Source organism: Micromonospora sp. AMSO31t (assembly GCF_008868175.1).
Classification (GTDB): domain Bacteria; phylum Actinomycetota; class Actinomycetes; order Mycobacteriales; family Micromonosporaceae; genus Micromonospora.
On the sequence record NZ_WBKT01000005.1, the window covers coordinates 18,266 to 30,862 of the forward strand.

Below are 12,597 nucleotides of genomic sequence, written 5' to 3' on the forward strand. Positions count from 1 at the left end.
GCCCGCCCATCCTCCCGGCCCGTCCTCGGGCCCGGGCCGCTTTGCGCGGATCACCGGCGGGCGAGCACCACGCGGCCGGCGAGCAGCACGCCGAGCAGCCCGCAGCCGGCCGCCACGGCCAGTGTCGTCACGTAGCTCGCCGGGCCCGGCGCCGAACCGGCGGCCAGGACGGCCCCGGTCAGCGCCAGCACGGTGGCCGCGGAGAGCGAGTCGCCCAGTTGCAGCGCCGAGCTGTTCCGGCCCTGCTCGGCCGGCGCCGACAGGTCGAGGGTGAGCACCGACAGCGACGGGTAGAGCAGGCCCATGCCGAGGCCGGCGACGGCCCAGGCGAGCACCGCGAGCGCCACCGGCACGGCCGGCAGGAGGGCCAGCGTGACGCCGGCCGTGCCGGCGGCGATGCAGGCCAGCCCGATCCGGGGCAGGGTGGCGGCGGACCGCGGCGCGGCGATCCGGCCCTGGATCCAGGAGCCCACCGACCAGGAGAGCGCGCCGACGGTCAGCACCAGTCCGGCCGCGGTCGGCGTGAAGCCCCGCTCCCGGGACAGCATCAGCGGGATCACCACCTCCGCCCCGGCGAACGCCGCCGAGGCCAGGCCGCGCAGGCCGATCACCGTGGGGAGCCCCCGCGCGGCCCGCAGGAACCCCGCCGGCAGCAATCGCGGTACGCACACCAGGAGCCCGACCAGCGCCGCGCCGATCAGCCCGGCGGCGAGCGCGCCGCGCTGCTGCCCCCCGTAGTGCAGCAGTGCGGCGCTCGCCCCCGCCCCGCAGGCCCAGGCGATCCGGGCCAGCGCACCGGCCGGCGGGCGGGTCGGCACGGCCGCGCCCAGCGCCCGCAGGCCCGGCTGGACCAGCAGCACCGCCGGCACCGCCACCGCCGGGACCGCGAGGAACACCCAGCGCCAGCCCAGGTGCTCGACGATCAGCCCGGCCAGCGCCGGACCGACCAGCGACGGGACCACCCAGGCCGCGGCGAACGCGGCGAACACCCGCCGCCGCAGTTCCTCCGGGTACGCCTGCCCGACGATCACGTAGAGCGCGACGGAGAGCAGCCCGGAGCCGAAACCCTGCACGACCCGCCCGACGACCAGTACCTCCATGGTGGGCGCGGCGCCCGCCACCACGAGACCCGCCACGAACCAGGCGACCCCGTGCCACATGGCCGGGCGCGGCCCCCGGGCGTCGCACCAGATGCCGGAGGCGACCATGGCGACCACGCCGGAGGCGAACGGGCCGCCGAAGGCGAGCGCGTAGAGGCCGAGCCCGTCCAGGGTGCGGGCGACCGTCGGCATGGCCGTGCCCACCGCGAGGGCCTCGAAGGCGAGCAGCGACACCAGGGCGACGCTGCCCACGGTCATCGCCCGCAGCCGCGGCGACCAGAGGTGTGCGGGCGGGGCCGGCGGTGCGGCGGTGACGGTCGGCATGGGCTCCAGCCTCGGACCTCAACCGGGATTGAGGTCAACCGTGAGCCCCGTCTCGTCAGGCCGACTCCAGGGCCTCACCCACCCCCTTCACCAGTCCCGAATAGTGCTGGTCGGCCAGGAGGTGCCCGGCGGTGATGACCAGGGCCATGGGCCACTCGATGACCTGGAGCGCGGCGAGGACGCCCAGCCCCGCGTAGTAGGCCAGCTTGTCGGGCGGCGGCACCGCCACCTCGCCCAGCATCGGGACCTCCACCCGCCGGCAGTAGGTGTTGATCATCTCTCGCGACCCGCTGAGATTTCGTGTCAGCGTGCTCATTCGCGCCTCCCCGGGTTCCGACGACGACAGCGATCTCTGGCGGCATTCCACCGGCCTCCCTGTCCATGCCCCGGGCAGGGCGGAAACTTCCCCTCCCTGAGGGGCATAACGGACGCGGCGGCGGGAAGTCGGGCTCGCCGGGACGAGGGTGCGGGAGGCGAGATGGCGTACGACGACGGGAGCACCGGGAAGCGGGGCCGGCAACCCGGCCGTACGCCTCGATGACCTCGCTGGGCCGCGTCGCCGGCCTCCTGCTGTCGCCGGCCGCCGTCCCCGACGCGGTGGCCCGGGTCGCGCGTACCGTCGCCACCGCGGTGCCGGACACCGCCCGTACCGTCGGGTCCGCCCTGCCGGAGACGGCCAGGAACGCCGTGCCGGACAGCGTCGCCGACGCGGCGGGGACCGTGGGCGCGGCGGCGGCCCGGCTGGCCCGCCTCGCCGGGCTGACCCGGCGCCGGGTCTGGTCGCGCGACGGCCGGCACCACATCGAGGTGCACGGCGTCTGCCAGGACGGCGGGGACCGGCTGGCCCGGCAGGTCGAGGCGGCGCTGGAGGCGATGCCCGGTGTGACGTGGGCCCGGGTCAACGCCCCGTCCGGCCGGGTGGTCGTGGCGGTCGAGGAGCCGAAGCCGAGGCTGCGCGACCTGATCGCCACCGTGTCGCGAACCGAGCGGGTCTGCCCGCACGAGCCGGACCCGGACATCCCGCCGCCGCACCCTCCCGAGGAGGGACCGCGCACGCCCCGGACGATGGGCGCGCTGGCCTCGGACGCGCTCGGCCTGACCATCTCGGCGGCCACCCGGATCCTGCCGTTCGCCCCGGTTCCCGGTGAGGTGGCCGGCTTCCTCGCCGCGGTCGACCTGCACCCGAAGCTGCACGCGCTCGCCGACCGGGGCCTGCGCGCCGACCCCCGCGCCGACCTGGTCTTCCCGCTCGCCGAGGCGGTGGTCCAGGGGCTCACGGGCGGCTGGGCCGGCATCGTGCTCGACGGCGCGCAGCGGGTGGTGCAGTGGGGTGAGGCGCGGGCCCAGCTCGCCGCGTGGGCGAAGGCGGAGCCGAGGCTGACCGGCGATCCGGACCGCGCGGTCGCCCGGGTGCCGGACGGCGAACGGCCGTGCCCGGTCCCGGACGGCCCGGCCGAGCGCTACGTGAGCCGGATGCTCGCGGCGGGGGCGGCGGCCGGGGCCGCGGCGCTGCCGGTGGCCGGCGGGAAGCGGGCCGCCGCGCTGGCCCTGTCGTCGCTGCCCAAGGCGCCGGGCAGCGGCCGCGAGGGGTACGCCGCCCAGCTCGGTTCGATGCTCGCCCGGCGCGGGGTGATCGCCATGGACCGCAGCGTGCTGCGCGAACTGGACCGGATCGACACGGTGGTGCTGGACGCCGCGGTCCTCGGCTCCGACCGGGGCGTGCTGGCCGACCTGGCGCCGCTGCCCGGCGCGGACACCGGTCAGGTCGCCGGCCGGGCGTTCGCCCTGTTCGACCCGGCCGCCCCGGAGGCCGTCCGGAACGCCGGCGGCTGGCGGCTCGGCCCGTTGGACCGGCTGGACGCCCACGACCCCGGGGACACCCCGGACAGCGCACGGCTACGCGGGGAGGGCGGCCGGCTGCTCGGGCTGGCCGAGGGCGGACGGCTCGCCGCCGTGCTGCGGGTCGAGCCGGAGCCCGTTCCGGGGGTGGACGCCCTGGCGACCGCCGCCCGCCACGCCGGCCTGCGGCTCGTGGTCGCCGGGGACGACGACGGCCGGTACGACTTCGCCGACGCCCTCGTGCCCGGCGGCGGCCGGCTCGCCGATTCGGTCCGCCACCTGCAACGCGAGGGCGCGGTGGTGATGGTGGTCTCCGGCGACCGGGCCGCGCTCGGCGCCGCCGACTGCGGGCTGGGCGTCTCCGCACCGGACGACCTGCCGCCCTGGGGCGCGCATCTGCTGGTCGGCGAAGACCTGCGGATCCCCGCCCTGCTCATCGACGCGACCGGGGTGGCCCGGCGGATGACCGGGCAGAACATCCGGATCGCGATGGCCGGCACCGGGCTGGGGGCGCTGGGCGCGTTCACCGCCGAGCGGGAGCGGCTGCCCGGCCGCGCCCTCGCCGCCGTGAACGGCGCCGCCGCGCTCGCCTTCGCCCACGGCGTCTGGCGGGCCCACCGGCTGCCGGACCGGACGCGCACGCCGGTGCCCGCGCTCACCGCCTGGCACCTGATGCCCGTGGAGACGGTCCTCGACCAGCTCAACACCCACGCCGAGGGGCTGACCGGCGAGGAGGCGGCCCGCCGCCGGCGCGCCGTGACCGGGGACGGGCACGGGCCGGCCGGGCTGCTCCGCGCCTTCGTGGACGAGCTGTCGAACCCGCTCACCCCGGTGCTCGCCGCCGGTGCCGTGCTCTCCGCGACGTTCGGCTCGCTGGTCGACGCCGCCCTGGTCGGCGGCGTGGTGGGTGGCTCGGCGCTGATCGGCGCGGTGCACCAGCGCAACACCGAACGGTCCCTGGCCGAGCTGCTGTCCCGCTCGGCGGTGACCGCCCGGGTGCTGCGCGACGGCGCGGAGCGGGTGGTGGCCGCCGAGGAACTGGTCGCCGGGGACGTGGTCGCGCTGGGGTCCGGCGACGCCGTCCCGGCCGACTGCCGGGTGCTGACCAGCGACGGGCTGGAGGCCGACGAGTCGTCGCTGACCGGGGAATCGCTGCCGGTGGGCAAGAGCGCCGAGCCGGTGGTGGCCGCCGCGGTCGCCGAGCGGCACTCGATGCTCTACGAGGGCACCACGGTCGCCGCGGGCCACGGCACCGCCGTGGTGGTGGCGACCGGTGAGGAGACCGAGGCGGGGCGCAGTCTCGCGCTGGCCCGGCAGGCGCCCCCGGCCAGCGGGGTGGAGACCCGGCTCGGGAAGCTGACCAGAGCCGCCCTGCCGCTGGCCGCCGGCTCGGCCGTCGCGGTGGCCGGTGCGGGGCTGCTCCGGGGCGTACCCCTGGTGGAGACGGCGGCGACCGCCGCGAACCTGGCCGTGGCCTCGGTGCCCGAAGGGCTGCCGTTCCTGGTCAGCGCCGCGCAGCTGGCGGCGGCGCGGCGGCTGGCCGAGCACGGCGCGCTGGTGCGCAACCCGCGGACCATCGAGGCGCTGGGCCGGGTCGACGTGCTCTGCTTCGACAAGACCGGCACCCTCACCGAGGGCAAGCTGCTGCTGGCCGGGGTGGGTGGCGGCGACGACCGGTACGCCCCGCCGGACCGGCTGGACGGTCCGCTGCGGCAGACCCTGGCCGCCGCGCTGCGGGCCACCCCGCCGGCGGCCGACCCGGACGAGCTGCCCCAGCAGACCGACCGCGCGGTACGCGGCGGCGCGGGCACCGCGGACGTCGTGGAGCAGACCGGCGTGCCGGACTGGACCGCGGTGGGCGGGCTGCCGTTCGAGCCGTCCCGGGGTTACCACGCCACCGTCGGCCGCACCGCCGACGGCCTGCTGCTCAGCGTGAAGGGTGCGCCCGAGTCGGTGCTGCCGCGCTGCGCGGCCCGGCGGACGGCCGGGGGCGACACGCCGCTCGACACGGCCGGCCGGGACGCCCTGCACGCGATGCTCGCCGAGCGGGCCGGGGCCGGGCACCGCATCCTGGCCGTGGCCGAGTGCCGGGTGGGGGCCGAGTCGGTGACCGACGAGCAGGTCGACGGGCTGGTCTTCGTCGGTTTCCTGGCCCTCGCCGACGGGGTGCGCGACAGCGCGGCGCCCGCGGTGCGGCGGATCCGGCAGGCCGGCGTGCACACCGTCATGATCACCGGGGACCATCCGGCCACCGCCGAGGCGATCGCCGCCACCATCAGCCCCGACCACGGGGAGCAGCGGGTGGTCACCGCCACCGAGCTGGACCGGCTCGACGACGAGGCCCTCGCGGAGCGGCTCATGGCCACCGACGTGGTGGCCCGCTGCACCCCGGCGCACAAGGTGCGGATCATCCAGGCGTTGCAACACCAGGGCCGGACGGTGGCGATGACCGGCGACGGCGCCAACGACGCCCCGGCCATCCGCCTCGCCGACGTGGGCATCGCGCTCGGCCAGCGCGGCACCCCGGCGGCCCGCGCCGCCGCCGACCTGGTGGTCACCGACGACCGGCTGGAGACGATCATCGCCACGCTCGTGGAGGGGCGGGCCATGTGGTCGTCGGTCCGCCACGCGCTGAGCATCCTGGTCGGCGGCAACCTCGGCGAGATCGCGTTCAGCGTGCTGACCGCCGCCGGTACCGGCCGGTCGGCGCTCACCGGCCGGCAACTGCTCCTGGTCAACCTGCTCACCGACCTGGCGCCGGCGCTGGCCATCGCGGTCCGTCCCCCCGCCTCGGACGGGGCCGACCACCTGCTGCGGGAGGGACCCGACACGTCGCTCGGCGAGACGCTGACCCGGGAGATCGCGCTGCGGGCCGGCGCCACCACGCTGGGCGCGACCGCGGGCTGGACGCTCGCCCGGTGGACCGGCCGGGAGCGTCGGGCCGGCACTGTCGCACTCGCCTCGCTGGTCGGCACCCAGCTCGGCCAGACCGTGCTGGCCGGCGGCACCAGCCCCGCCGTGCTGGCCTCCACCGCCGCCTCGATCGGCGCCCTGGTCGTCGTGGTGCAGACCCCCGGGGTCAGCCAGTTCTTCGGCTGCACCCCGCTCGGCCCGGTCGGCTGGAGCATCGCCGCCGGCTCCGCGCTCGGCGCCACCTTCGCCAACGGCGCGCTGACCCGGCTGGTCGACCGCCTGCCCCAACGCGGCTCCCGCCCGCATGGCGAGGCCGATCAGGGGTACGGCGAAGAGCATGACGCCTGAGGTGACCTTCGTCGGTACGGCGACAACCGTGTTGCGGATCGGCGGGTTCACCCTGCTCACCGACCCGAACTTCCTGCACCGGGGCCAGCGGGCCTACCTGGGCAGGGGGCTGTGGTCGAAGCGGAGCACCGACCCTGCGCTGACCATTCCCGAGCTGCCCACACTGGACGCCGTGGTCCTGTCCCACCTGCACGGCGACCACTTCGACCGGGTGGCCCGGCGCGGGTTGGACCACGCCCTGCCGATCCTCACCACACCCCAGGCGGAGCGGAAGCTGCGCCGCTGGGGGTTCCAGGCGGCGGAAGGGCTGCCCACCTGGCGCTCGCACGAGCTGCACCGCGGGGACGAGACGCTGCGGCTGACCGCGCTGCCCGGCCAGCACGGGCCCGGCGCGCTGGACCGGCTGATGCCCGACGTGATGGGCACCCTGATCGACCTGGAACACAGCGGCGAGCGCCGGTTCCGGCTCTACGTCACCGGGGACACGCTGCGCCGACCCCAGCTCGCGCAGATCCCGGAACGGTTCCCGGGCATCGACGCCATGCTCGTCCACCTCGGCGGCACCCGGGTCGCCGGCATCCTGCTCACCATGGACGCGCGGCAGGGCGCCGACGTGGTGGAGCTGATCCGTCCCCGGCTCACCGTGCCGATCCACTACGACGACTACCCGGTGTTCCGCTCCCCGCTGCGGCACTTCGTCGAGGAGGCCCGCCGGCGCGGCTTCGTCGGGCAGGTCCGCACCGTCCACCGGGGCGAGACCGTGCCGCTGACCCCCTGACGCGGCTCGCCGCCCCACCCGGCGGGAGGCCGGAGGGGCGGCGGGACGGATCCGGTCAGGCGCGCTCGGAGATCGCCTCGATGAGGTCGCCCACCGGGCGTTCCGGCAGCGAACGGGCCACGTCGGCGACGGCCACGATGCCGACGAGTTCGTGCCCGTCGATCACCGGCAGCCGACGTACCTTGTGCTCGCCCATGGTCCGCAGGATCTCGGCCGCGTCGTCGTCCGCGCCGATGGTGACGGCCTCGCCCTGGGCCAGCTCACCGGCGGTCACGTCGGCTGGGTCCTTCCCCTGGGCCAGCACCTTCACCACGATGTCCCGGTCGGTCACCATGCCCTTGAGGCGGTTGTCGTCGCCGCAGATCGGCAGCGAGCCCACCCCGAGCTCGGCCATCCGCCGGGCGGCGGTCCGGAGGTCGTCCTGCTCCCGGACACAGCTCACGTCGCTGGTCATGATTTCGCGTGCGGTCGGCATTGGCATGACACCTCACTTTCGGGGGGTTGTTGTCTGTACTCCTACCCCCACCCGCGGCAGCCATGCGGCGGTGGAAATGGGTTCGATCGCGCGTCGGCCCGGCGGCTAGGGTGCCGGCGTGCCGTCACCCCGCCTGGAGCAGATCACCCCGGACAACGTCCTGGCCGCCTGCGCGATCGCCGTCCGTCCCGACCAGGAGGGGCTCGTCGCGCCCGTCGCCCGGTCGCTGGCCGAGGCGTACGCCCAGCCGGCGGTCGCCTGGCCGCGGCTGATCGTCGACGACGACCGGCCGGTGGGCTTCCTGATGGCCTTCCTCGACATCCGGTGGCGTGCGGACGACCCGGCCGACATCCGCTCCGGCCTGTGGCGGTTGAACATCGCCGCGGACCAGCAGGGCCGGGGCTACGGACGGTTCGCCGTGGGGGCGCTCGCCGACGAGCTGCGCCGCCGGGGCACGGACCGGATGTTCGTCACCTGGGCGCCCGGCCCCCACGGCCCGGAGCGCTTCTACCAGCGCCTCGGCTTCCAGCTCACCGGTGAGACGAGCGGCGACCAGGTGGTCGGCGTGCTGGCCCTCTGACGGGGTCTAGTGCCAGGTGGCGGCGGCCCGCCGCAGCCGGTCGTTGATGGCGCGGCCCACCCCGACCTCGGGGACCGGCTCGGCGACGATCTCGGTGACCCCGGTGGCGTCGAGCCGGTGCAGGGCGTCGAAGAGCCGCGCGGCCGCCGCCGTCAGGTCACCGTCGGGCGACAGCACCTCCACCGCCGCCCAGTCACCCTCCGCCGGCGGCTCCCGGAAGGCCAGGAACCCGCGCCGGCCGCCGTCCCCCTCGGCCGCCGCGCCCAACCGCAACGGGGTACGCGGGGCGTAGTGCGCGGCCAGCGTCCCGGGCGCCACCGGCTGGCCCGAGCTGCCCTGGCGTACCTCGACCGGCCCGACCGCCTCGACCAGCGCCTCCACCGGCAGCGCGCCCAGCCGGAGCACCACCGGCCGCCCGCCGCGCGCGTCCACGATGGTCGACTCGATCCCGCACCGGGTCGGCCCGCCGTCGAGCACCACGTCCACGGCGGCGCCCAGCCCGGCCACCACGTGCTCGGCCCGGGTGGGGCTGAGCTGCCCGAACCGGTTGGCGCTGGGCGCGGCCACCGGCACACCGGCGGCGGCGATCAACGCCCGCGCGGACGGCTCGTCGGGCACCCGCACGGCCATGGTGTCCAGGCCGGACGTGACGATCGGCGGGATCGCCGCCGGTCGGTCCACGATCAGGGTGAGTGGGCCCGGCCAGAAGCGCTCCACCAACGCGGCCACCGCGGGCGGCACCGCACCGACCAGACCGGGCAGGTCGGCGGCGTCGGCCAGGTGGCTGATCAGGGGGTCGAAGCTGGGCCGGGCCTTCGCCTCGAAGATCCGGGCCGCCGCCCGGGCGTCCAGCGCGTTCGCGCCCAGCCCGTAGACCGTCTCGGTGGGGAAGGCGACCAGCCCGCCGGAGCGCAGGACGGCGGCGGCCTCGACGATGCCGCTCTCGGCCGGCAGGACGCGCGGGGATCCGGTGCTCACGCACCCGACGCTAGCCTGCCGGGGCGGCCCGTCCGGCACTACCCTGCCCCCATGGGCAGGCGGGTGGCGCTGGCGGTGGCCGCCGTCCTCGTGCTGGTCGGCGGTCTCGGCCTGCTGACCGCGCTGCCGGCCGTCCAGCGGGCCGTCTCGCCGCACGCCGAGCCCACGCCCCTCCCGCTCCGCCTCACCGGCCAGCGCTACGACGACCTCACCGTCGACCTCCACCCCGGCCGGTACGCCGTCTGGGCCACCCGGCCGACCAGCTCGCCGGACCGCGACCGTTGCCGCGTGGCCGGCCCGGACGGGCGGCCGGTGCCGGTGGCCGAACCCGGGCCGGTGATCAAGTGGACCGAGGTGGCCACGGACGACACGATCTGGACCTGGACGGCCACCTTCGCCGCCCCGGCCGCCGGCGGCTACCGCCTCACCTGCCGGCTCGACCCCGACGCCCCCGGCCAGCAGTACGCGGTCACCCGGGAACCGGACCGCCGGCTCGCCCTGCGCCTGCGGCTGGAACTCTGGCGCGGGCTGCTGGTGGCGGCCCTGCCGACCGGCCTGGTGATCCTCGGCATGACGCTGACCTGGCGCCGCCGGGCGGACTGAATCCGTTTGCGGCCCACGCCGGGCCGAATCAGGATGGTCGCCGTGACCCGGATGAAGATGCACGCCGACGAGGTGCTGACCGACGCCGACCTGGTCGGCCGGCTGCTCGCCGGGCAGTTCCCGCAGTGGGCCGGGCGGCCGCTCCGCCTCGTTCCCTCGCACGGGACGGACCACGACGTCTACCGGCTCGGCGACAACCTCGCGGTGCGGATGCCCCGGGTCGGCTGGGCCACGGAACAGGCGGCCCGCGAGGCCGAGTGGCTGCCCCGGCTCGCCCCGCACGTGCCGCTCGCCCTGCCGGTGCCGCTGGCCATGGGTCACCCCGCCGAGGGCTACCCCTTCGACTGGTCGGTCTACGAATGGCTGCCGGGTGAGAGCGCCAGCACCGCCCGGTACGACCGGGACGCGGCAGCGGTCGACCTGGCCGCCTTCATCGCCGCGATGCGGCGGATCGACACGGCCGACGCGTACCCCCGGCCACCTCGCGCCCGGGGCGCGGACCTCGCGGAACTGGACGAGGGGGTTCGCGACGCGGTGCGCGAGCTCGGCGACCGGGTCGACGGCGCCGCCGTGCTGCGCGCCTGGCAGGAGTCGCTGGACGCAACGGCCTGGAGCGGGCCGGGGCTCTGGCTGCACGGCGACCTGCTGCCCGGCAACCTGCTGGTGGTCGACGGCCGGCTCTCCGCGGTCATCGACTTCGGCGGGCTCAACGTCGGCGACCCGGCCTGCGACCTGCAACCGGCGTGGAACCTGTTCACCGGCGGCCGCCGCGACCGGTTCCGCGCCGAACTGGCTGTGGACGACGCCTCCTGGCTGCGCGGCCGGGGCTGGGCGCTGCTCCAGGCGGTGATCGCGCTGCCCTACTACTGGGACACCAACCCGGGGATGGTCCGCCAGACCTCCCACGCGCTGCGCGAGGTGCTCGCCGACGCCGACCACTGACCCGCGCGGCGATCCGGCGGGCCGGGGCCCACCACTACCGGGCGGCCTCGCCGTCGGGCCGGTCGGCCGGGTCCCGGTCGGTGTCCGGGAGGGTGGGCGCGTCGGTCGGATAGAGGCCGGCGACGAACCCGTACACCTGGTCGCCGGAGCGGGGGATCTGGGCGAAGCGGCGGGCGAGCGCCTGGACCTCCGCCCAGAACGTCCGCACCTCCTCGATCGGGATGCGCGCGTGCACGAGCGTGCACCGCAGGTCGTCGGCGGCGTGGGCCGCGGCGGATTCGGCGGCCGCCTCGGCGAGGCCGTTGATGCGCGCGACGACCTGCTTGTCCTCGGGCCGGTTGAGCACGCCGACATAGAACGTGCGGGCGACTCGGCCGTAGAAGCGTTCCTCGATGGCCCGGACCCGCCGCGTCCGCACCACCTGGAGCAGGCCGGCCTCGACCAGCAGGTTCACGTGGTAGGCCACGCTGCTCTTCGGTCGGTCGACCGCCCGGGCCATCTCGTTGACCGTGGCGGCCCGCTCCAGGACCAACTCCAGCAGGGTGGAGCGCAGCGGGTCGGCCAGCGCGCGCAACTGCTCGGGCGCGGTGACCACGAGCAGCTCGTCGAGGTCGTAATCCGGGATCTGCTGATTGACCGACATTTCTCGACCGTTCTAGAATTCTGGATCATTCGATCACTCTGGTTCGATGACAGGAGTCTAGAGATGGCCGACATCGTCCTCTTCCACCACATCCAGGGGCTCACCGACGGCGTCCACGCCTTCGCCGACCAGCTGCGCGCCGGCGGGCACACCGTGCACACCCCCGACCTCTTCGACGGCGAGCGGCCGGCGACCATCGAGGACGGCGCCGCGCTGACGAAGCGCATCGGCGGCGCGGCGCTCGACGAGCGCGCCGACCGGGCCGTCGCCGACCTGCCGAAGGACCTCGTCTACGCCGGCATCTCCTGGGGCGCCGCCACCGCCCAGCGGCTCGCCCAGACCCGGCCCGGTGCCCGCGGCGCCCTGCTCTACGAGTCCTGCCTGCCGGTCACCGGCGAGTGGGCCGTCGGCCCGTGGCCGGACGGCGTCCCCGTGCAGATCCACGGCATGGACAAGGACCCGTTCTTCGCGTTGGAGGGCGACATCGACTCCGCCCGCGAGCTGGTCGGGATCGTCGGGCCCGAGCGGGGCGAGCTGTTCGTCTACCCGGGCGACGCCCACCTGTTCACCGACAGCTCGCTGCCCTCCTACGACGGGGACGCGACGGCGCTCGCGGTGCGGCGCTCGCGGGAGTTCCTCGACCGGCTGGGGTGACCGGTCAGCGGCACACCGCCGCCACGTTGACGAAGAGGCCGCACGAGGCGACCGTCGTCAACACGATCGCGCCGGCCGCCCGCAGCGCCACGTCGACGCCACCACGACCGCGCCGGGTGACCGACAACGTCTGCTCCAGGACGACCAGGAACACCCAGCCGAACAGCAGGAGCGTGAGATAGAAGTCCCAGGCGGGGTTCCCGAACGCGCTCGCGTTGCCGTTCCCGCCGTAGTTGGGGCAGTCCTCGTAACGGGTGATTGGCTGGAGGACCGCCAGCAGGGCCACGAAGAAGGCGCCGCCGACGAGACAGACCCAGAAGCCGCTGAGACGGGACGGCGACCTCCGGTTTTCGATCATCGACTCAGCCTAGAGACGTGCCGGTTCAGCCGGGGCCCCGCGGCGACCATGCATCGTCCTCG

General features: G+C 76.0%; 12 protein-coding genes. 6 read left to right on the forward strand and 6 right to left on the reverse strand.

The window, feature by feature from the left end; translation table 11 throughout:
* Positions 1–50: 50 nt before the first annotated feature.
* Positions 51–1,424: an MFS transporter gene (locus F8274_RS02125; protein WP_151460563.1), complete on the reverse strand. Its 1,374-nt coding sequence runs from the start codon at positions 1,422–1,424 to the stop codon at positions 51–53.
* A gap of 55 nt (positions 1,425–1,479) precedes the next feature.
* The gene (locus F8274_RS02130) at positions 1,480–1,740 is read right to left on the reverse strand and encodes a hypothetical protein (protein ID WP_151460564.1); all 261 of its coding nucleotides are present in this window, start codon (positions 1,738–1,740) and stop codon (positions 1,480–1,482) included.
* Positions 1,741–1,961: 221 nt separating this feature from the next.
* Here F8274_RS02130 and F8274_RS02135 point away from each other — a divergent pair, with 221 nt between their 5' ends.
* Entirely contained in the window at positions 1,962–6,524 is a 4,563-nt protein-coding gene (locus tag F8274_RS02135) for a cation-translocating P-type ATPase (protein WP_151460565.1), read from the forward strand.
* Positions 6,514–7,302, forward strand: coding sequence for an MBL fold metallo-hydrolase (locus tag F8274_RS02140; RefSeq protein ID WP_151460566.1), 789 nt, complete (start codon positions 6,514–6,516; stop codon positions 7,300–7,302). The genes F8274_RS02135 and F8274_RS02140 overlap by 11 nt, the downstream gene beginning before the upstream one ends.
* A 55-nt stretch (positions 7,303–7,357) precedes the next feature.
* Here F8274_RS02140 and F8274_RS02145 read toward each other — a convergent pair whose 3' ends face one another.
* Complete coding sequence (locus F8274_RS02145) at positions 7,358–7,777, reverse strand: CBS domain-containing protein (RefSeq protein ID WP_151460567.1); 420 nt, start codon at positions 7,775–7,777, stop codon at positions 7,358–7,360.
* Positions 7,778–7,895: 118 nt separating this feature from the next.
* On the opposite strand from F8274_RS02145, the gene F8274_RS02150 reads away from it, so the two are divergent.
* Entirely contained in the window at positions 7,896–8,357 is a 462-nt protein-coding gene (locus F8274_RS02150) for a GNAT family N-acetyltransferase (RefSeq protein WP_151460568.1), read from the forward strand.
* Positions 8,358–8,363: 6 nt separating this feature from the next.
* Here the strand turns inward: F8274_RS02150 and F8274_RS02155 are convergent, their stop codons facing one another.
* Entirely contained in the window at positions 8,364–9,311 is a 948-nt protein-coding gene (locus F8274_RS02155) for an L-threonylcarbamoyladenylate synthase (protein WP_151460622.1), read from the reverse strand.
* A gap of 75 nt (positions 9,312–9,386) precedes the next feature.
* Between F8274_RS02155 and F8274_RS02160 the strand changes: the two genes are divergently transcribed.
* Positions 9,387–9,938, forward strand: coding sequence for a hypothetical protein (locus tag F8274_RS02160; RefSeq protein WP_151460569.1), 552 nt, complete (start codon positions 9,387–9,389; stop codon positions 9,936–9,938).
* 51 nt (positions 9,939–9,989) lie between these two features.
* Complete coding sequence (locus F8274_RS02165; protein ID WP_225853555.1) at positions 9,990–10,880, forward strand: aminoglycoside phosphotransferase family protein; 891 nt, start codon at positions 9,990–9,992, stop codon at positions 10,878–10,880.
* A 34-nt stretch (positions 10,881–10,914) separates the two neighbouring features.
* Here the strand turns inward: F8274_RS02165 and F8274_RS02170 are convergent, their stop codons facing one another.
* A complete protein-coding gene (locus F8274_RS02170; protein WP_151460571.1) occupies positions 10,915–11,523 on the reverse strand; it encodes a transcriptional regulator in 609 nt (202 codons plus the stop codon).
* Positions 11,524–11,586: 63 nt separating this feature from the next.
* Between F8274_RS02170 and F8274_RS02175 the strand changes: the two genes are divergently transcribed.
* The gene (locus F8274_RS02175; protein ID WP_151460572.1) at positions 11,587–12,177 is read left to right on the forward strand and encodes a dienelactone hydrolase family protein; all 591 of its coding nucleotides are present in this window, start codon (positions 11,587–11,589) and stop codon (positions 12,175–12,177) included.
* Between the two features lie 4 nt (positions 12,178–12,181).
* On the opposite strand, the gene F8274_RS02180 is transcribed toward F8274_RS02175, so the two are convergent.
* On the reverse strand, positions 12,182–12,535 hold the full coding sequence (locus F8274_RS02180; protein WP_151460573.1) for a hypothetical protein: 354 nt from the start codon (positions 12,533–12,535) through the stop codon (positions 12,182–12,184).
* Positions 12,536–12,597: the final 62 nt, after the last annotated feature.

Coding starts and splice junctions, on each gene's coding strand:
- F8274_RS02125 (WP_151460563.1), bottom strand. CDS start 1,424: ATGCCGACCGTCACCGCCGCACCGCCGGCCCCGCCCGCACACCTCTGG.
- F8274_RS02130 (WP_151460564.1), bottom strand. CDS start 1,740: ATGAGCACGCTGACACGAAATCTCAGCGGGTCGCGAGAGATGATCAAC.
- F8274_RS02135 (WP_151460565.1), top strand. CDS start 1,962: ATGACCTCGCTGGGCCGCGTCGCCGGCCTCCTGCTGTCGCCGGCCGCC.
- F8274_RS02140 (WP_151460566.1), top strand. CDS start 6,514: ATGACGCCTGAGGTGACCTTCGTCGGTACGGCGACAACCGTGTTGCGG.
- F8274_RS02145 (WP_151460567.1), bottom strand. CDS start 7,777: ATGCCGACCGCACGCGAAATCATGACCAGCGACGTGAGCTGTGTCCGG.
- F8274_RS02160 (WP_151460569.1), top strand. CDS start 9,387: ATGGGCAGGCGGGTGGCGCTGGCGGTGGCCGCCGTCCTCGTGCTGGTC.
- F8274_RS02165 (WP_225853555.1), top strand. CDS start 9,990: ATGAAGATGCACGCCGACGAGGTGCTGACCGACGCCGACCTGGTCGGC.
- F8274_RS02170 (WP_151460571.1), bottom strand. CDS start 11,523: ATGTCGGTCAATCAGCAGATCCCGGATTACGACCTCGACGAGCTGCTC.
- F8274_RS02175 (WP_151460572.1), top strand. CDS start 11,587: ATGGCCGACATCGTCCTCTTCCACCACATCCAGGGGCTCACCGACGGC.
- F8274_RS02180 (WP_151460573.1), bottom strand. CDS start 12,535: ATGATCGAAAACCGGAGGTCGCCGTCCCGTCTCAGCGGCTTCTGGGTC.